Genomic DNA, 18,781 nt, shown 5'->3' with positions numbered 1-18,781 from the left:
CAGCCCCTTCCGCTTTTTTTATACATTTTGCATTTTTCCCTTTAACTTTTTGTCTGATCTTGTCGATATCCATTATGGATATTACTATACTCGCCGTAAGCAATGGGGAGCAATAGGGGAGGAGAAGTATCATTATGAAAAGCATTCGTCAAAAACTCCTGATCTGCTTTTTGGCTCTATCTGGCATTGCCGCACTGGTCTGCGGCGGCGTGGGAATCTTCGCCAGTTATTCCAGCAGCCAAAGCATTTTGGAGCAAACTATGGCCGCCACCGCCTCTGAGACGGCCCAGCGTGTCACCTACCAGCTGCGTTCTTACGAAAACGCGGTGGAGGCTCTCGGCATGGTTCCTAAGCTCAGCGATGCCACGGTCTCTGTGGAAGAGAAGCAGGCTTTGCTGGATTCCTGGGTATCTTTCTATGGCATGGTACGGGGCAATGTACTGTCCACTAATGGTGTAAGCCTGTTTGACGGTAACAACTACTCGGACCGGGAGTACTTTCAGCATGCTATCCAGGGCGAAACCTGGATCTCGACGCCTACTATCAACAAGATCACCGGAGAACTGTCTATCATGGTAGCCGCTCCGCTGTGGCAAAACGGAATTCAGGGTGGTCAGATCGCAGGCGTGGTCTACTTTGTCCCGGACGAGGAATTCCTGAATGACATTATGTCCGCCATCAAGATCAGCGACAATGGCGGTGCCTACATGCTGGATAAGGATGGAAACACCATCGCCGACACCACTATGGAAACCATCTGCAACCAGAATATTGAGCAGGAGGCCCAAAGCGATTCCAGCCTGAAGGACCTGGCCGCCATGCACACTAAGATGCGTGCGGGCGAGAGCGGCTTTGGCTCCTACCAAATCGATGGTACGTCCAAGTACCTGGCCTTCGCCCCTGTCTCCGGCACCGACGGCTGGAGCCTGGGCGTCACAGCTCCTGTCTCTGACTTTATGGGCAGCACCTACCGCAACATCGTGATCATCGCGGTGCTGGTGGCTGCAGTGGTGATTCTGGCTGTATTGATCTCCATTCGGATCGCCAACGGCTTGGGCAAGCCCATCCGGGAGTGCGCCCACCGCCTGCAGCTGCTGCAGGAGGGCGACCTCACCTCTCCTGTGCCGGAGTTCAACCGCAAGGATGAGATTGGCCTGCTCACGGATGCCACCAGCCAAATCGTCCAAGTCCTTCAGGGTATCATTGAAGACATGGGCTACCAGCTGGGGGAGATCTCCCAGGGCAATCTGAACGTCCGCTCCAAAAATCAAGCGCTCTATGTGGGTGACATGAGTGCAGTATTGTCTACCCTTCAGGATCTGGAGCGCGGTCTGAGCGATACCATGTCTCAGATCAACACCGCCGCCGAGCAGGTCTCCTCCGGCGCTGAACAGGTCTCCTCCGGCGCCCAGGCACTGGCACAGGGCGCCACTGAGCAGGCCAGTTCTGTCCAGGAGCTGGCGGCCACCATTAACGAGATCAACACAATGGCCGCCGAAAACACAAAGGCAGCCCAGCAGTCCCAGGATAAGGCCAATCAGGCGGGAGCCCAAGTGGCAGCCTGCAACGACAAGATGGGCGAGCTGAAGCAGGCCATGTCCGACATCTTCCAAGGCCATCAGGAGATCAGCCAGATCATCGCGGCCATTGAAAACATTGCCTTCCAGACCAATATCCTGGCTCTGAACGCCGCCGTGGAGGCGGCCCGTGCCGGCAGCGCCGGCAAGGGCTTTGCCGTGGTGGCTGATGAGGTACGCAGCCTGGCCTCCAAGTCCGACCAGGCGGCCAAGCAGACCAAGGAAATGATTGAACACTCCATGAACAATGTGGAGCGGGGCAATGTCCTTACCGACGAGGTGAGCCAGGCTCTGGACGAGACCGTCCTCTTTGTCAAGGAGGCCGTCGGCCTTATGAACCAGGTGGCCGAAAATATCGTCTCCGAGACCGACTCTATCCGTCAGGTCTCCGAGGGTACCGACCAGATTTCCAGCGTGGTGCAGACCAACTCTGCCACCGCGGAGGAGTCCGCAGCCGCCAGCGAAGAGCTGTCCGGCCAGTCCCAGCTTTTGAAAGAGCTGGTGGCCCGCTTCACACTGCGCGACGACTTCACTTCCTTCCGGGATTAAACAAAACAGCGGCAGAAACCACTATCCCGTGGCTTCTGCCGCTGTTTTTATCGTTCTTATGTTCCGCTCTGCTCTTTGATGTAGCGGGCCAGACGCTTATCCTCGGTGCGGATGTGGGAGACCAGCACCCCGATCACCTGATTGAGATCCCCCAGAGCCTTGATGCTGGGGCCATCGACCAGCAGCTGCTGGGACTTGTCTGCCAGCTGGCGGCGGTAGCCGTCATGGAATGTCTTGTGGGCCTGATAGCCGGGGTACTTGTTCTTCACCTGCAGATTCTCTTCATCGCCAAAGTGCTTGACCACATAGTCACTTAAAAACTTCACAGTCTTCTGAATCTGATCCCGCCCCTTGCCCTGAGAGCAGGCATCCATCAGATCGTTGACCGCGGCAAACAGCTGGCGGTGTTCCGAGTCGATCAAGGCATTTCCAGTGACCAGATCCTGTGTTACTTCATAGCGCATAGGGATAACGCTCCTTTCTTTGCTGCGAGGGACTGATGCTCTCCGTTTTGTGTTTGATCTTGGAGGATATTTTTCTCCCTTCTTTATATCGTCCAAACCTGAGGAAAAATAAGAGAGAATAAAATTTCTTTGGGGAATTTCCCCGCATTTTTTCATCTGGCCCTTATTTTTCAGCCATATGAGCCGATATATAAAGTAAAAGACGTTTTCGCGCTGGGCCCTCGCGGCTGAACTTTGCAACGGAACGCGAGAAGGAGGAATTGATATGTTACGGATCTATCCCGGCGGGAGCAGCCCCATCAGCAGTGCCTCCCTTTACAACCGAAAATCCGACCTCTCCACCCCTGTCTCCGTGGAGCAGCGGTACGATCAGATCCAGTTTTCTTCCCACCTGGACGAGACCGTCCGCCGTGTGAAGGAAACGGTGGGACGGCTGTCCCAGGAGATTCGCGCCCAGGTGACCACCCAGGATGTGGAGCGGCTGCGCCAGCAAGTGGCTAGCGGAGCGTACCAGCCCTCCTCTCGGGAGATCGCCGCCCGGATGCTGCTGCTGAGGGAGGAAACTTGATTTATGGATATGCAAGCGTATTTTTCCTTTTTGTCGCAGCTGCGTCAGGCTTTGGACTCCCTGACCGCTCTGGAACAGGAGAAGATCCAGGCCGTCCAGGCAGGCGATTTAGAGACGCTGGATGCGTGCATGAAACGGGAGCAGGTGGCTACCCTGGACTTGCGGGGCCGGGAGCGTAAGCGCACGGAGCTTCTGCGTCAGCTGGGTCTGGAGCAGGTTTCCCTGCGGGAGCTGCCCGCCCACTGTTCCCCCCAGGACCGGGGACAGGCGGCTGAGCTAAGTGAGCAGGTGCTGCGCAGCTACCAGGTGCTTTCCAGCGCTCAGCAGGCGGCCCGCACCCTGATGGAGTCCAATCTGCGCCACATCCAGCAGGAGCTGGACCGGCGGCAGCAGACCCCGGAGGCCCCCGCCTCCCAGAAATCGCAGACCGACTTCCGAGTTTGAGAGGAGCACAGCAATGGGTACTTTTGGTTCGTTCACTACCGTCCGTCTGGGCATCTATTCCGCCCAAAAGGGCTTGGATGTGACTGGCAATAACATTACAAATATCAACACCGAGGGCTACACCCGCCAGAGACTCAATCAGGTCAGCCTGATCCCCTCGTCGGTGGACCGCTATTCCTCCACCTACAACACACGCATAGGCCAGGGCTCTGTGGTGGCTGGCATTACCCAGCTCCGGGACCCTGGGCTGGACATCTCCTATCGGAAGGCCTCCTCCGACTTAGGCTCCGCCAACTCTAAACTGAAGGGTCTCAATTCTCTGGCCGACATTTTGGACGAAGTGGGCAAAGGCGACCTGGAGCAGGATGACGGTGTGATCCTCAGCCAGCTCAATGACATCCGTGACCTCATCAGCCAGGCCATTGCCAGCGGCGGTTCCAGCACTTATAATGATCTGATCCGCTCCTCCGCCCAGCCACTGGCCACCCTGTTCAATTCCTATGCCGACAAGCTTACGAAACTGCAGGGCACTTATGAGAAGAAGCTGAACCAGCAAGTGGATGAGATCAACGACAAGCTTACTCAGATTCGGGACTTGAACCTGTCCATCCGGGATGCCGATCTGCGGGGCGACCCGGCTCTGGAGCTGCGGGACCAGCGCAATCTGCTTCTGGATGAGCTCAGCCAATATATGGACATTGACGTGACATACTCCATGGAGAACGTAGGCGCCAATACCCAGGTAGAAAAGCTCACCATTACTCTGGCCAGCGGTATCGGGCACAAAGACCACGTTCTGGTGGATGGGCTGTACGCTACCACAGTCAGCGCCGGAGATGCAGCCAATGGATATCAAATTTCTATTTCCGACCTGGTGGATGACAAAGGCAACGAAGATCCCAATATTCCGAACAATGGAATGGGGCTAGCGGAAGGCGACCTGTATGGCTCCCTCCAGTCCATCCGGGACATTCTCACCGGTGAGGGGCAATATGCCTCCCAGGCTGACATTGATAAGAATAAGGACGCCGCCACCATCCGGGGCATTCCCTACTATCAAAAGGCGTTGGACTCCCTGGCCTATGAGTTTGCCACGGCGATGAACACGCTCAACAACGTCCTTGATGCGGACGGAAATCTGGTTAAGGGCGCCGGCAATCTGTTCAGCACAGGCAGCAACACGGATGATGCTGCCGGCATTACTGCAAGCAATATTTCCGTGTCTTATTCCTGGGCCAACCAAAAAGTCTCCATTCAAACCTCCGCTGACCCCAATGCCCCCAGCGGCGATACCTCCCGCTTGTCGGAGTTTCTTGCCCTGTTTGACAAGAAAATTGATTTTGAACCCAGCCATGTGCAGGGTGATGCGGAGGGAGACGCCTTCAACGGCACCTTTGAAGAGATGCTGCTGAAGATCCAGTCCACCTTGGGCGAAGATCAGATGAGTACTGACGCGATCCTCAATAACTATGCTGTAACCATAGGCGACCTGTATGTGGATCGGGAGGGCGTCACCGGTGTGGACCTGAACGATGAGGCCGCCAACCTGATGACCTACCAAAAGGCCTACGCCGCCGCCTGCCGGCTGATGACCACGCTGGAGGAGGCACTGGACTCTCTGATCAACTCCATGATGTAACTTGCGCTTTGAATTTCGAGGTGAATAAACTATGTTGCGCGTAACCACCAATTCCACCCTGTATACTTATCAGAAGAATCTTCTGAAATCGTCCAACCAGCTCTATCAGGCCATGAACGCCATGACCACTGGCCGGAAATTTGATAGCTACTCCGCCGATCCCGCCGCTGCTACCCGTGCTTTTCAGATCCACAGCTCCCTCAATGCCACCAATACGCAGGCGGCAAACAATAAGACGGTGTACAACAAATTTTCCACCGCCTGGGATATGGCCGATGATATGATCAACGAGCTGACCTCGGATCTGGCCAAGACCCCTCTGCTGGAGGGCTTGAATCAGCCTAACTGGAGCACTTTGAATACCCAGGGCGATGTGATCCTATCCGGTGCCGAGGCCATGGTGCAGAACCTGAACGCCAAGTATGACGGCAACTATATCTTCAACGGCGCCGACACCAAGAATCCGCCCTTTGCCATTGAGACCGTGGGGGATAAGCACTACCTCACCTACCGCAATGTGCGGGTGGATGACGATCCAAACTCCGATTATTACACCAAAGAGATCTATCATGATGCCAACGGCAACACGATCAAGAATGCCGATGGAAGCGACATGACCAACGGCCAGGCTCTGGCCCTGTTCTCCAGCGGTTCCGAGCACCAGTATGTGGACATTGGTATCGGCTTTGAGGTGAAAGACGGCAACGTGATTAGCTCCACCGCCTTTGATGCCGCCATCTCCGGTCTTGAGTTCATTGGCGGCGCCGGATTGGATGAGAACGGCGACCCTAAGAACATCATCTCCATCATGCTCCGTGCCGCTGAGGTCTTTAAAGGCTACGACCAGGAGGGCTCTGGGAATGGCTCTTGGGGCAGCGCCGGCGACTTGGAGGATGCCAAGCGCTTGGTGGATAAGTTCACTACTGCCCAGGATGCGCTGAGCAATCAGCACGTCCAGCTGGAAACCGATGCTAAGTATTTGCAGACGAACCAGTCCCAGCTGGAGAGCACCTTCTATTCCCTGAACACCGAACTGAACAGCATCGAGAAAATTGATCAGGTGGAAGCTATTCTCAACTTAGTTTCCATGCAGACCAGCTATAACGCCGCCATTCAGGTAGGGGCCAACATCGTGCCCCAGTCTTTGATGGACTACCTGAAGTGAGCGTTTCCATATTAAAATCCGCGTCCGCGCGAGAAAGGAGTATTCAGCGTCATGTATCCTCTTATTGAAATCAAAACCGTCCCCATTGAGATCCAGATGAAGGTGACCCGAGCCCACTTGGAGTATGCCAGAGGTACCGCCCAGGTTGAGATCTCACGGGACAAGGGCGGCCTGAATATCCGCAGCCAACCCATCAAGGTCAATCTGGATACCTTTGAAGCCCGCAACTCTGTGATTCCCACCACTGCCACGGCCATTCGCCAGCAGGCTCAATACGGAATCGAGGGGGCCTATCAGGCCACTGGTGTACTGGCTCGGGAAGGCCGTATGATGATGGAAGCCAAGATCAATCAGGATGTCATCCCCCAGCTTGCCAAGCAGCAAAACCTGGGCAATCCTGCCAACCTGAACATTGATTTTCTCCCCTCCACCGGCCCCGATATCAGCTGGGACGGGGGCGAGTTGAGCATCCAGTATCAGATGGATAAGCTCAACTTCGACTGGCGTATGGAGCAAATGAACTTCACCTTTGTCCCCGGCGACATTGAGTTTACCATGACCCAGCGCCCTGATGTCATCATTAAATATGTAGGCGGGCCCCTGTACGTGCCCCTTTCTTCCGATCCGAACTATGAGCCGGTAGATGTTGAAGCCTAAGCCAGAGGAGGAACCGCTTTGCAGCTAGATACAAAATACTTTGGGCGTATTACCTACGATCCCCAGGACGTGTTGGAATTCCCCAATGGTCTGTTTGGCTTCGAGGGGGAGAAACGCTTCCTGCTGCTCCCCTTTTCCGGCAGCCATGGAAACATGCTTTGTTTGCAGAGCGTGGCCTCCCCCTCCCCCGCATTTATTTTGATGAACCCCTTTTCTCTAAAGCCGGACTATGCCCCGGAACTTTCCCCAGAGGAACTTAAGCTCATGGGGGTATCTTCCAGCTGTGAGCTGTGCTACTATGTGATGTGCGTGGCACGGGAGCCCGTGGGAGAGAGCACGGTCAACCTGCGCTGTCCGGTAGTCGTTAACCCCGACCTGCACCGGGCCTGTCAAGTGATTCTGGATACCCAGGATTACCACATGCGCCACCGCCTAGACGAGTTTTCCAACAGGGGGGTGGGCTAAGTGCTGGTTCTCAGCCGGAAAGAAGGGGAGTCCCTGATCATCGGGGATCACATCAGCATCACCATTCTCTCCATCGAAGCGGGCGGACAGGTGAACATCGGCATCTCTGCCCCAAAAGAGGTCCTGGTACTGCGCAGCGAACTGCAGAAGGCTGTCACAGCCAATCAGGACGCCGCCGACACCGCCCCCGCCCTTTTGGTCGCTGAGCTGGAATCTGCACTTTCTGAGTGTACACCGGTTCAGCCCACACCTCCCCCCAAGTCCCAAACGCCGGAGCCCTAACCGGGCTGCGGCGCTGTCTTTTATTTCCGCTGACCTTCCGTCAGACAAAGGAGGACGCCCATGATCCGCGATACTTTACTGGTAATTGACGACTCCCCCCTGGACCTGGCCATTTTGCGGGAAATCTTCCGCTCCCTGTTTCAGGTGGAGTGCTTTGAGGAATCCCGCCCTGCCCTGGCCTATATCCACCGCAACCCGGAGCGCATCTGCGCCGTGCTGCTGGACCTGTGTCTGGGCAAGCGGGGAGCCGGCTTTTCTGTGCTCCAGCAGCTTCAAACTGCGGAGAATACTTGGGATGTTCCTGTCATTCTGATTACCTCCGATGCCCATGAAGAACAGGTTTTAAAGTCGGTGCGCACCGGGGCGACCGATTTTCTGGCCAAACCGGTGGACCCCGTCACCGTCCAGGAGCGTGTGTGCGCTGCGGTACAAGCCGCATGGCCCGCCGGCTCCACCATTCTGGACTGCCCCCTCAACCAGCCGGACGATACTCCCCAGGCTTCTCAGGATGACAACACCCTCCTGCTGGCCGACCACTGGGACCGCCTGCTGGAGCTCTTCATCCAGGCCCGTCCCCACTTCTCCCTGGCCAAGTACCACGCTCTGGGGCAAATCACTGCTGCTTTGGCCAATGGCTACCGCAAGAATCATCCCAATTGCTCTCTGACCCCGGAGGATGTACAGCTGATCGGCCGGGCTGCCGTCTACTGTGATGTGGGCTTGCTGGGCGTGCCGGACGCTGTTCTGGAGCAGGGGCCAGAACAGGGAGGCACGGGGCAGCAGCTATACCGGCGCCACATCGAACTGGGCCATGCCTTGTTTACTACCGGTCCCTCCAGCAGCCATCCCCTGTCCCGCTATGCCGCAGAGATCGCCTACTGGCACCACAAAAACTTTGACGGCACCGGCTACCCCACCGAGCAGGCTCCCAACCCGCTCCCGCTCAGCGCCCAGCTGACCCGAACCGCCATCCGCTGCATGGGCTATATGAACTACTTTTTGGGGTATCCCGACCGGATGGACCGGATGCTGCGGTCTTTGGCCTCTGACGTGGGCCGGTTTATCTCTTCGGACATGTACCAGGCCGCTCAGTCCGCCCGGGAGGAGCTGTCCAGTTGTCTCTCCTCTTCCTGGCTGGGGTGACGCTTTTTCCTCTGATGATAAGAAAAGCACCGCATTGGTTTGGGCCGCTCTGCCCAAACCAATGCGGTGCGTTTTTATGTTGTATCGTACGCCAAACCAGGCTACTTCTCCCTGACCGAACGAAGCCGAACGGCCTGAAGCGCAAAAATATCGCAGCACAGTTTGTCTTGTGCTTCTGTGGAGAGATGTTCGTATTTGCAGCCGTAGAAGTGGCGGTAAGGGCCGGTTTCCAGGGCCTGCTGCCGAACGACCACAAACTCCAGGTCATGGGCCGGCCCTCCCTCCCGCAGCTTCTGTCCACTCAGCCGCAGACAGTCGCCGATTTCATAGACTTCATTGCTCTGCAGTCCCACGCCCGTGACGCTGACATCTACAATCACGCCCGGTTTGTCCGCCTCCTCACCGTTGACTGCGGTGATCTCTACCTTTCTCATCACCGGCTGCCGAAAATACTCCCGTTCCTCGCTTTTTTCAATGACCAGCTTGGGTTTGAGAACAAAGTATCGGTTGATGACCTGATCCACTTCTCCCTCCACCAGAATAAAGTGGGGATCTTGGCTGCCCTGTCGGATACTCAGCTTGACCCAATCCATTGGCCGGACAAACTGCCGGGCGGCCTGGCTGTCTCCATCAACGCGAATGGTCTTATTTACCAGGTCGCAGTAGGCAACCTCCCCGAAAAACAAAAGCTGGTTGTCCTTGGATAGAATCATACAGCGGCTGCCTACACAGTTTTTGATCAGCTCGAGTTGCATGAACGTGTTGACCTCCCAATACACTGGCGGCCCCTGCCCCAACATTCCATTATGGCGGAGATTCGGAACTGTCAGCAACATACATCTTGTTTTATATCATAGCATTTCCAGCCCCTAAAAGGCAAGAGGCAGGAAAACATTTCCCCCGTTTTTATCCTTTCAGAGACCGCACTTCTTTCGTGGCCCGATCATGTGAGGCAAAGGCGTTTGACATCCCTTTGGGAATATCAAACGCCTTTGTTTTTCATAGGTAGTCTCTCTTGCTTCCCTGCAGCGCGCAGCAAACCTTTGTCACCGGAGCGTTCCTCTCTGGACGTATTCCCTCAGTTCCTCCGCGCTTGGCATGGCTGGAATGGCCCCCTTTGAGGTCGTGGTCAATCCACCGGCCGCATTGGCAATACGGGCAGCCAGCTGCCACTGAGAAAGGGTCATCGCGCTCAGCGCTTCTCTGCCTCGGCCCTGGATCTGTGCCAGCAGTGCCCCCAGGAAAGCATCACCTGCTCCCGTTGTATCCACTGCCCGGACATCAAATGCCGCCACACGGCCTGAACCGGCTGGAGTCTGGAAATATACACCCGCTTCCCCACGGGTCACAAATACGGCCGCAGGCCCCATGGCCAGCAATTGCGCAGCTCCCTGCTCCAGGTCTGTCTTTCCGGTAAGCAATACCATCTCTTCTTCACTGACCTTCAACAGATCCACCAGGGGCAGGGCGTCCAAAATCACCGTTTTGGCCGTCTCCTCCCGCTCCCATAAGAAAGGCCGATAATTGGGGTCATAACTGATCAAGGCGCCCGCTTTTCTGGCCTGCTGGGCTGCCCAGATGGTGGTACTGCGGCAGGGTTCCCCGGTGAGCGAGACGGAACCGAAATGGAACATTCGGCAGCAGGTTAACAGCGCCTCCGGCACTTCTTCCTGGCGCAGCATCAAATCTGCACCTGGATCTCTGTAAAAGGTAAAGGAGCGGTCCCCTTTTTCGTCCAGATGGACGAATGCCAGCGTTGTGGGAACATGAGCGTCCTTCTGCAGGCCAGAGCAATCGATGCCGGCCTGTTCCATACTACATTGTAAAAACAGTCCAAAGTCATCCTGTCCGACTTTTCCGATAAACGCGGTTCGTCCCCCTAATTTTGCATGCATCGCCAGCACATTGGCCGGCGCTCCCCCTGGATTCTGACTGAAAAGGGGCATCCCCAGCTCATTTCGACCGGAAGGAGTAAAGTCAATGAGACTCTCCCCCAGGGCTACTACATCATACATAGTTCCACCTCATGAAATCCGGCCCAGGCTGTCCTTCTGATTGGAACAAAACCTTGTCTTTCGCCTGGGGATCATTCTTCTTTTTCGTCTGTTACATCAATGAGCACTTTCATGGTGCTTTCCCGGTTGGCATCAATATACTCATAGGCTTTCAGATAATCACGGAAGGCAAAATGTTTGCTCATCAGCGGTTTGAGCTGAATTTTCCCTTCTTCCACCAAGCGGATGGCCGTCACATAGTCCTCATGCCGGTACATCATGGTGGTATCCAAATCCAGCTCATGGTCATTCAGCACCGCCAGGTCTACCGTAGCCATCCCTGCGTATACCGCCACCAGTACCAGCTTGCTGCCCTTTCGCGCATATTGGATGGCCTGCCCCATGGTAATGTCATTTCCGGCACAGTCGTAAATGACATCCGCCTTATCCGGGCCAAAGCACTCCACCATGGCCTCGCCAAAGTTGCGCTCCCGTGTATTGACGGTATAATCCACGCCGCAGCGCCGGGCCAACTCCAGACGCATATCGGAAATATCCGTAATCAGCACCTGACTGGCTCCCAGCGCTTTACAGCTTTGGGCCAGCAGAATTCCAATGGGACCACAGCCCAAAATTGCCACCTTTGCCCCTTCCAGCTCCGTAAACCGGCGGGCCGCATGCACGGTGACCGCCAGAGGTTCAATCATGGCCCCTTCGTCAAAGCTCATGGATTCGGGCAGAGGAGTTACCTTCTCGGCGTCCACTGCAAAGTATTCGCTGGCCGTTCCGGTGGTCTGAAATCCCATCACCTTTAGCTCTTCACACAGGTTATATTTCCCGTGTCTGCAGGGATAGCACTTGCCGCAAACCACCTGGGGTTCAATGGTCACCTTCTGCCCCACAGAAAAACCCGTCACTCCCTCACCCAGCTGGACAATACGGCCGGATACCTCATGGCCCTGGGTCACAGGATACTTTGTAAAGGGATGCTTGCCGTGGTACACATGGATGTCAGAGCCGCATACGCCAATGCGCATAATTTGTACCAGCACCTGACCAGGCTGAAGCTCCGGCTTTGGGATTTCACGAAATTCGATTACTCCAGGCGCTGTCATCACCTGCTGTAGCATAAATGACTCCCTCCTTATCGCTCGCAGTACCAACGCGGGCCGCCCGCACTGATCAAAATGATATTGCTGTTGGCCGTAAAATCTCCCGTCCGAATGGCAAATTTTACTTCCTTTGTCAGGTCATCCCGGAAATGGGCATGGCTTACTACCTCACATGGCAAGTCCTCGGCAAAGCACGCTTTAAATTCCTTTTCCCGGCTGGGGCTCACATCCAAGGTCGCCTGGCTGAGAATGATTCCTTCTACACTGAAATGCTCCAGGATCACCTTTAAAACGTCCACCGCAGTGGGAACATTTGGCGCTAAAGAGAGGTCGATCACCCGTGTGGTATTGGGAATGGCCAAACCCGCATCTGCAATCAGCAGCCGGTCGGTATGTCCCATTTTTGACAGCTCAGCGGCAAGCTCTCGATTTAAGATCCCAGTTTCCGTCATGCTGTGGCACCTCCTCAAGTCCGCTCGTAACAGCTCATCAGCAGGTCATACATCTCAGGGATGGTGGCAACTCTGGGGTTGTTGGCATAGTCGCCCAGCACCTGGCCGCAGTCGGCAATCTCCCGAATGTCTTCCTTGGTCACATTCAAGTCCTTCAGGCTGATCCACAGCCCGATCTTTTTCAGGAAATTGTCAATGGCTTCACAGCTCTTTTCTGCTGCCACAGCGTCGCTTTCCTGTTCCAGCGCCGGATCAAAAATACGTCCTACCGCGGCAAATTTCTGCTCAGCTGCGGCATAAGTGTACCGGGTAAAAGCGGGGTAGAACACCGCCAGCGCCTGCCCGTGGGTCACATGGGGACAGTGGCCGCCAATCTGCATGCCCAGGCCATGGGGAAGTGTCACACCGGCCGAAGCGTTGGTCAGGCCGCCCAGCGTGTCAGCCCAGGCCATTTTGCTGCGGGCCTCCAGATCCGAGCCGTCTTCCAAAACCTTGGGCAGGTACTCGGCCACGATCCGGATGGCATCCAGCGCCATACACTCCACCAAAGGATTGGTGTTGACCGAAAGGTATGCCTCAAAATTGTGGCAGAAGGCATCAAAACCCGTTTGCGCCGTGACGCTCTTGGGCAGAGACAGTGTGACCTCTGGGTCAACGATTGCCACCTTCGGGAAAATATTTTTATGCCAAATGGCGCTCTTGTCCTTGTCGCTGGTCTTGGTGATCACCGCGCAGGGCGTGGTCTGACTGCCGGTACCAGCGGTGGTGCTGATCGCAATGATGGGCAGCGTCTTTTCGGTGGGGCCGTCGGTGTGGCAATTATAGTCCCAGGCCGTACCGGGATGGGTGGCCTCCACGGCGATGGCCTTGGCCGTATCCATGGAAGAACCGCCGCCCAGGCCAATCATGACGTCCACATGCTCCGCCTTGGCAATGTCCGCGCCCTTTGTCACCAGATCTGTGGTGGGGTTGGGGATCACGCCGTCATAATGTACCCACGCAACGCCCGCATCCGTCAGGCTCTTCTTTACCGTGGCATAAAGCTCTGCTACCGCGGGAAATTCGGGAACGGTTACCAGCATCGCCTTTTTGCCGTAGCGTGCGGTGATTTCACCGACCTCTTTCACACGGCCGGCGCCAAATGCGATTTCAGTGGGGGCATAGTAAGAAAATGCTTTCATCGTCTTTCACTCCTCTAGTCGAATTATGGATCAGCACTTGCTTCACACAAATACGGCGCCCACGGGAAACAGGGGCTATGCCCTGCCCCGTGGGCGCCGGCGTTAAAATCCTACGGTTTCATCAATGGGAATTACGCGGCGGGATAATACTCGTCAACGTTCTCTTTGGTGACGATGGTAACACCGGTATCCACATAACCGGGCAGAGCCTTCTGAGACAGGCCGTTGGCCTCTACGTACATGAACATCATGCTCCAATAGCCCATGTTGTACATGCCCTGAGCGACGGTGGCGTCGATCTCACCGCTCTTGACCTTATCCAGGACGGTGGTATCCACGTCAAAGGCCAGCACGTGCAGATCCTTACCGGACTCAGCTACAGCGGTGGGGCCGGCGGTACCGGCGATGCCGTCCACGCAGAACAGGCCGACCAGATCGTCATTGGCCTGCAGAGCGGCGGCCATGTTATCGGTAGCAGCCGTGGTGTCACCTGCGTCGTTGACCTTTACCAGCTCAATACCAGGGGCGTTTTCCTTGCACCAGTTCTCAAACCCGATGACGCGGCTCTCACTGTTTTCTGCGCCAACGGTATAGAGCACTGCGATCTTGCCTTCGCTTCCGCACAGGGGGACCAGATACTCAGCAGCGATCCGGCCGGCCTCTTCGTTACCGGTGGACAGATAGGAAGCGCGGTTGGAGGTGGGAGAGTCAGAGTCGAAGGTCACCACAGAGATTCCCTGCTCTCGGGCAGCATTGATGGTGTCGGCCAGAGCGGTGGAGTTTACACAGGTGACGGTAATGCCCTTGGGGTTCTTTGCAATCACCTGCTCCAGAACGGCCACCTGGCCAGCCACATCGGCATCCGTCTGGCCGGTATACTTAGTGGTAACGCCCAGCGCCTTGCCGGCATCCTCCATGCCCTCAAAGCAGTGCTTCCAATAGTCAATGCCAGACAGGAAGCTTACCATATAATACTCGTCACTTTCATTTCCCACAAATGCAGCGCTATCCGTGGTGGGTGCTTGGCTGGTGCTGCTGCCGCCGCCGGAAGATTCGGTGCCGCTGCTGCAGCCAATCAGAGACAGGGTCATTGCCAATGCCAGAGCCAAAGAGATCGCCTTTTTCATTTTTGTTTCCTCCTTCTAATTTCATATATACTTGCGTTTTACCCTAAAACGCACAGGGTCCTGAACCAACCTTACGACCGAATGGGGCGTTTGATTCCCACCACACGATGTAAGAAGCTATTCCCGCTGTTTCTGTGGCTCATGTAGTCGATGGTAACCGCAATCACCAGGATCGCGCCCTGGACAAAGTCCTGCCAGTAAACGGAGATGTCCATCATAACCAGTGCGGAATCCACAATTTTCAGCAGGAAAATACCCAGGAAGGTGCCGATGATACCGCCCACGCCGCCAGTCATGGAGGTGCCGCCGATCACGGCCGCGGAAATTGCGGTGGTCTCAGCGCCGCGGGACAGTTCCGGTGTGGCCACGTTGAACCGGGCCAGCGACAAAATGCCCACCAGGCTGGACAGCAGCGCAATGACAACATAGACCCAGATCTTTACCTTATCCACATTGATGCCGGACAGCTTTGCAGCATTTTCGTTGCTTCCTACGTAATAAATATTGCGGCAGGCGTTGGATTTCTTCATCAGGATATAGAAGATCACCGTAACTACAAAGAAGATGAAAAACAGCATGGGGATCCCCAAAACGCTGCCGGTGGCCAGGAACCGGAAGGAATCGGGCAGCGTTCCGGAAACAGACAAGGGGGAGCCCGTGGTGATGATAAAGGCAACGCCCCGTGACAGGTTCATCATGGACAGGGTCACAATAAAGGGAGGCAGCCCCACTTTACTGACCATCACGCCGTTGAAGAGTCCACACAGGCCGCCTGCCACGATGGCAGCCAGACAAGCGAGCCAGATGTTCACGCCCTTTAACGCCAGATCGCCTGCAATCACGCAGGTCATAGCCGCCACGCCGCCTACGCTCAATTCGATCCCGCCTAAGATCAGTGCCAGCGTCAGACCGATGGAGAGCAGGCCATCCGCCGCCACACTGATGGCGATACTCTTGATGTTGGAGAGCTGCATAAACTTCGGATTCACCACAACGGCAATTGCCACAACCAAAAGGATGATAAGGAATACGCTCATTTCCCGCTGGGCAAACAACCTGCGCAGGATACCGGGATTTGCCCGACTCTTTTCCTGTTTCGTTTTCATTCCCGCAACTCCTTTACTCCAAGCTGCTCGCCAGAGGCAAGCTTCATGATGTTTTCCTCCGTGATGTCTTCCCCTTCCAACATCCCCGCCAGATCACCTTCGTGCATGACCGCAATGCGGTCAGACACGCCAATGACCTCCGGCAATTCGCTGGATACCACAATGACACCCATACCGCTTTCGGCCAGATTCCGCAGCAGATTGTGGATTTCCCGTTTCGCGCCTACATCAATGCCTCGGGTGGGCTCATCCATAATGATGACCTTTGGATGCAGGGACAGCCATTTCCCAACCAGACATTTCTGCTGATTGCCGCCTGACAAACTGCTGATGGGATATTCGATGCCGGGAAGCTTGATGGCCAGCTGTTCTACGTACTGATAGGCCAGGCTCTTTTCCATGCCGTCATCCAGCCAAATCCCGTGGGAGACTCCCTTTAGATTGGCACTTGACATATTGTTCTTGATGCTCATGCCCAGGAACAGTCCCTGGTTCTTCCGGTCCTCCGTGAGGTAACAAATGCCCGCATTTACGGCATCCCGGTAGTGGTGGAAGGAGCATGCGCTGCCTTCCAAAAACACCTGGCCGCCGCTGGTGGGATCAATGGCGCACAGTCCGCGCATCACTTCGCTTCGTCCCGCTCCAACCAGGCCGGCAAACCCCAGGATCTCGCCGCGCCGCAAGGTGAAGCTGACGTTTTTAAAGATTTCTCCGGTGAGGTGTTCCACCTTCAAAATGATATCGTCCTGGTCGATATGGCTGGATTTGGGCGGATACATGTTTCCCAGCTCGCGCCCCACCATGGACTTTATAATATCGTCCGCAGTACATTCCGAGGTCTCCATCGTGGTCACATAGGTCCCGTCTTTAAACACCGTCACCCGGTCACACACCTCAAAGATCTCAGCCATGCGGTGGGAGATGTAAAGAATACTGATGCCCTTTTCCTTTAATTCCCGGATCACCTGGAAAAGGCGCGTGGTCTCTTTTTCCGTTAGTGAAGATGTCGGCTCATCCAGAATGAGCAGCTTACAATTCAACGACACAGACTTGGCAATTTCAATGATCTGCCGCTCAGAAACCGTAAGGTCACTGACCACCGCGGTGCTTGCAAAGTTGGCGTTAAACTGTCCGAGCACCCGGTCCGCTTCCTCCCACAGCCGCTTAAAATCGATCATGCTCCCTTTCCGGGGCAGCCTGCCAATAAAAATGTTTTCCGCCGCCGTCAAGTGGGGGCAGAGGCTCAGCTCCTGATGGACAAAGCCAATTCCCAAATCCTGGGCCTCTTTTGGGTTTCGCGGAGCGATCTTTTTTCCGTCAAAAATAATTTCGCCTTCTGTGGGTGGAAATACGCCGCCGATGATGTTCATCAAGGTAGACTTGCCAGCGCCATTTTCGCCGCACAGGGCATGTACTTCCCCCGGCTTTACCTGCAGCTGCACCTGATCCAGCGCCCTGGTTCCAGGAAACAGCTTGGTAATGCCCCTGGCCTCAAGCAAATACTCGCTCATACAGCCTCCTCCTCACCGTTTGCATGCAGCCGCCCCCCATGTCTGAGCAGCCGCTTCAACTGGATTGCCGCAGCCCCAATTGCCGTGGCATATTCTCCCAATTCCGACACACGCACCTGAACCTTGCGCCCTGCAAAGCGCATTCTGCGCACCTTTACAACCTTTTCGATCTGCTCGATGAGCAGTTCTTCATTGGACATTCCGCCGCCCAGCACAATGATTTCAGGATCCAATAGGTTGATATAGCTGGCAATCCCGATCCCGATATACTCTCCGGCTTTTCTGACCAGGTCAACGGCAGCCATATCCTGTTTCTCCGCTGCCTCAAACACGGTTTTTGCCTCTATTTTTGCCGAATCTCCTCCTGTGAGCTCCAAAATGCTGGTTTTGACTCCACTGGAGATTAAATTTCTTGCCTGCTGTGCAATGGCCCTTCCGGATGCCAGGGCCTCCAGACAGCCGTTATTCCCACAGGTACAAAGAGGGCCATCTTTTTCCACGGTAATGTGTCCAAGCTCTCCCGCCGTTCCGGAAATTCCCTTGTACAGTTCCCCGTGCTCCATGGCAGCGGCCCCAATTCCATAGCCTAAGTTGATGCAAATAAAATAATCCGAGCCTACGCCCGAACCGTAGTACTGCTCCCCCAGGGCCATGGTTCGATTGGAGTTTTCCATTTGCAGCTCCCATCGGATTCCGGTGGCTGCAAATAGCCGCTCTCTCAGCGGCGTGAGCAAATCCACATTCTCCCAGCGCAAATTGGGAGAAAACAATACCATGCCCTTTTCGGTATCCAGAATCCCCGGCACCGCAACCCCCACGTCCAGGATGGCTTCTTTGGCCACTGCGCTGTCCGCCAACGCGCTTAGCACCAGCGCCTGTGTATCGTTCAAGACGCTGTCCACATCGGGAATCTGGTCAAAGGTTTTTTTCCCACAGCCCAAAACCCGGCCATTCAGGTCTATGACCACTACTTTTAAGTTGGTGGGCGTCATATCGATCCCAATGCTATAAAATGCGTCTCCCGCAAAGACATATTGCTCCGCCCGTTTCCCCGCGCTCCCCTCTGTCTTTCCACAGGAAGCAATTACACCGCGTCTGACCAGCTCCTCCATGATCTTAATGACCGTGGGCAGGCTCAGTGCAGTGAGACGGGTAATCTCCGCTTTACTGATGGGGCCTTTTTCCCAAATCGTCTCTAACACAAGCTGACGGTTCATCGAGGCCACTATATGCTTATCAACCCTCACATAACCTCTCCTTTTCCGCCACGCGACCGTTTTAGAGCATACACATTTGCTTATTAAGCTCAGTTTTCCGTTCGGTGATGGCATCGTTTGCCGTAACT

At 55.4% G+C, this 18,781-nt stretch carries 19 protein-coding genes; 9 read left to right on the top strand and 10 right to left on the bottom strand.

Going from position 1 to position 18,781, the window contains the following annotated elements; translation table 11 throughout:
• Window positions 1-134 precede the first annotated feature (134 nt).
• The gene (locus tag ACTQ3R_RS09585) at window positions 135-2,126 is read left to right on the top strand and encodes a methyl-accepting chemotaxis protein (protein WP_441778908.1); all 1,992 of its coding nucleotides are present in this window, start codon (window positions 135-137) and stop codon (window positions 2,124-2,126) included.
• Between the two features lie 56 nt (window positions 2,127-2,182).
• Here the strand turns inward: ACTQ3R_RS09585 and ACTQ3R_RS09580 are convergent, their stop codons facing one another.
• Window positions 2,183-2,590, bottom strand: a complete 408-nt coding sequence (locus ACTQ3R_RS09580) for a bacteriohemerythrin (RefSeq protein ID WP_441778907.1) — start codon at window positions 2,588-2,590, stop codon at window positions 2,183-2,185.
• A 265-nt stretch (window positions 2,591-2,855) separates the two neighbouring features.
• Here ACTQ3R_RS09580 and ACTQ3R_RS09575 point away from each other — a divergent pair, with 265 nt between their 5' ends.
• The 8 genes from ACTQ3R_RS09575 to ACTQ3R_RS09540 are packed head-to-tail and all read left to right on the top strand — an operon-like array spanning window position 2,856 to window position 8,953.
• Entirely contained in the window at window positions 2,856-3,158 is a 303-nt protein-coding gene (locus ACTQ3R_RS09575; protein WP_441778906.1) for a flagellar biosynthesis anti-sigma factor FlgM, read from the top strand.
• 3 nt (window positions 3,159-3,161) lie between these two features.
• On the top strand, window positions 3,162-3,602 hold the full coding sequence (gene flgN / locus ACTQ3R_RS09570) for a flagellar export chaperone FlgN (protein ID WP_441778905.1): 441 nt from the start codon (window positions 3,162-3,164) through the stop codon (window positions 3,600-3,602).
• A 13-nt stretch (window positions 3,603-3,615) separates the two neighbouring features.
• Complete coding sequence (gene flgK / locus ACTQ3R_RS09565) at window positions 3,616-5,241, top strand: flagellar hook-associated protein FlgK (RefSeq protein ID WP_441778904.1); 1,626 nt, start codon at window positions 3,616-3,618, stop codon at window positions 5,239-5,241.
• A gap of 31 nt (window positions 5,242-5,272) precedes the next feature.
• A complete protein-coding gene (locus ACTQ3R_RS09560; protein WP_441778903.1) occupies window positions 5,273-6,406 on the top strand; it encodes a flagellin in 1,134 nt (377 codons plus the stop codon).
• Window positions 6,407-6,457: 51 nt separating this feature from the next.
• Window positions 6,458-7,063 (top strand): DUF6470 family protein, encoded by a 606-nt coding sequence (locus tag ACTQ3R_RS09555; RefSeq protein WP_441778902.1) that lies wholly within the window; start codon window positions 6,458-6,460, stop codon window positions 7,061-7,063.
• 18 nt (window positions 7,064-7,081) lie between these two features.
• Window positions 7,082-7,528 (top strand): flagellar assembly protein FliW, encoded by a 447-nt coding sequence (gene fliW / locus ACTQ3R_RS09550; RefSeq protein ID WP_441778901.1) that lies wholly within the window; start codon window positions 7,082-7,084, stop codon window positions 7,526-7,528.
• Entirely contained in the window at window positions 7,529-7,810 is a 282-nt protein-coding gene (locus ACTQ3R_RS09545) for a carbon storage regulator (protein WP_441778900.1), read from the top strand.
• A 60-nt stretch (window positions 7,811-7,870) separates the two neighbouring features.
• Window positions 7,871-8,953, top strand: coding sequence for a response regulator (locus ACTQ3R_RS09540; protein WP_441778899.1), 1,083 nt, complete (start codon window positions 7,871-7,873; stop codon window positions 8,951-8,953).
• 101 nt (window positions 8,954-9,054) lie between these two features.
• Here the strand turns inward: ACTQ3R_RS09540 and ACTQ3R_RS09535 are convergent, their stop codons facing one another.
• The 9 genes from ACTQ3R_RS09535 to ACTQ3R_RS09495 all read right to left on the bottom strand — a co-directional run bounded on the left by ACTQ3R_RS09535 (window position 9,055) and on the right by ACTQ3R_RS09495 (window position 18,683).
• Window positions 9,055-9,708, bottom strand: coding sequence for a PilZ domain-containing protein (locus tag ACTQ3R_RS09535; RefSeq protein ID WP_441778898.1), 654 nt, complete (start codon window positions 9,706-9,708; stop codon window positions 9,055-9,057).
• A gap of 291 nt (window positions 9,709-9,999) precedes the next feature.
• Window positions 10,000-10,968, bottom strand: a complete 969-nt coding sequence (locus tag ACTQ3R_RS09530; protein WP_441778897.1) for a carbohydrate kinase family protein — start codon at window positions 10,966-10,968, stop codon at window positions 10,000-10,002.
• Between the two features lie 71 nt (window positions 10,969-11,039).
• Window positions 11,040-12,077: a zinc-dependent alcohol dehydrogenase gene (locus ACTQ3R_RS09525; protein ID WP_441778896.1), complete on the bottom strand. Its 1,038-nt coding sequence runs from the start codon at window positions 12,075-12,077 to the stop codon at window positions 11,040-11,042.
• 14 nt (window positions 12,078-12,091) lie between these two features.
• Window positions 12,092-12,511, bottom strand: a complete 420-nt coding sequence (rbsD, locus tag ACTQ3R_RS09520) for a D-ribose pyranase (RefSeq protein WP_441778895.1) — start codon at window positions 12,509-12,511, stop codon at window positions 12,092-12,094.
• A gap of 14 nt (window positions 12,512-12,525) precedes the next feature.
• Window positions 12,526-13,692 (bottom strand): iron-containing alcohol dehydrogenase, encoded by a 1,167-nt coding sequence (locus ACTQ3R_RS09515; protein WP_441778894.1) that lies wholly within the window; start codon window positions 13,690-13,692, stop codon window positions 12,526-12,528.
• 131 nt (window positions 13,693-13,823) lie between these two features.
• Window positions 13,824-14,819 carry a substrate-binding domain-containing protein gene (locus tag ACTQ3R_RS09510; protein WP_441778893.1) on the bottom strand — a complete coding sequence of 332 codons (996 nt, stop codon included), beginning with the start codon at window positions 14,817-14,819 and terminating at the stop codon, window positions 13,824-13,826.
• A gap of 71 nt (window positions 14,820-14,890) precedes the next feature.
• Window positions 14,891-15,925 carry an ABC transporter permease gene (locus tag ACTQ3R_RS09505; protein ID WP_441778892.1) on the bottom strand — a complete coding sequence of 345 codons (1,035 nt, stop codon included), beginning with the start codon at window positions 15,923-15,925 and terminating at the stop codon, window positions 14,891-14,893.
• A complete protein-coding gene (locus ACTQ3R_RS09500) occupies window positions 15,922-17,436 on the bottom strand; it encodes a sugar ABC transporter ATP-binding protein (RefSeq protein WP_441778891.1) in 1,515 nt (504 codons plus the stop codon). The genes ACTQ3R_RS09505 and ACTQ3R_RS09500 overlap by 4 nt, the downstream gene beginning before the upstream one ends.
• Window positions 17,433-18,683, bottom strand: coding sequence for an ROK family transcriptional regulator (locus ACTQ3R_RS09495; RefSeq protein WP_441778890.1), 1,251 nt, complete (start codon window positions 18,681-18,683; stop codon window positions 17,433-17,435). Before ACTQ3R_RS09495 ends, ACTQ3R_RS09500 begins: the two co-directional genes overlap by 4 nt.
• Between the last annotated feature and the right edge of the window lie 98 nt (window positions 18,684-18,781).

Origin of the sequence: Lawsonibacter sp. LCP25S3_E2, assembly GCF_052117285.1 — a bacterium.
GTDB lineage: Bacteria > Bacillota > Clostridia > Oscillospirales > Oscillospiraceae > Lawsonibacter.
Note: the sequence above shows the minus strand (reverse complement) of the source record. Positions and strands in the feature narration are given on the sequence as shown.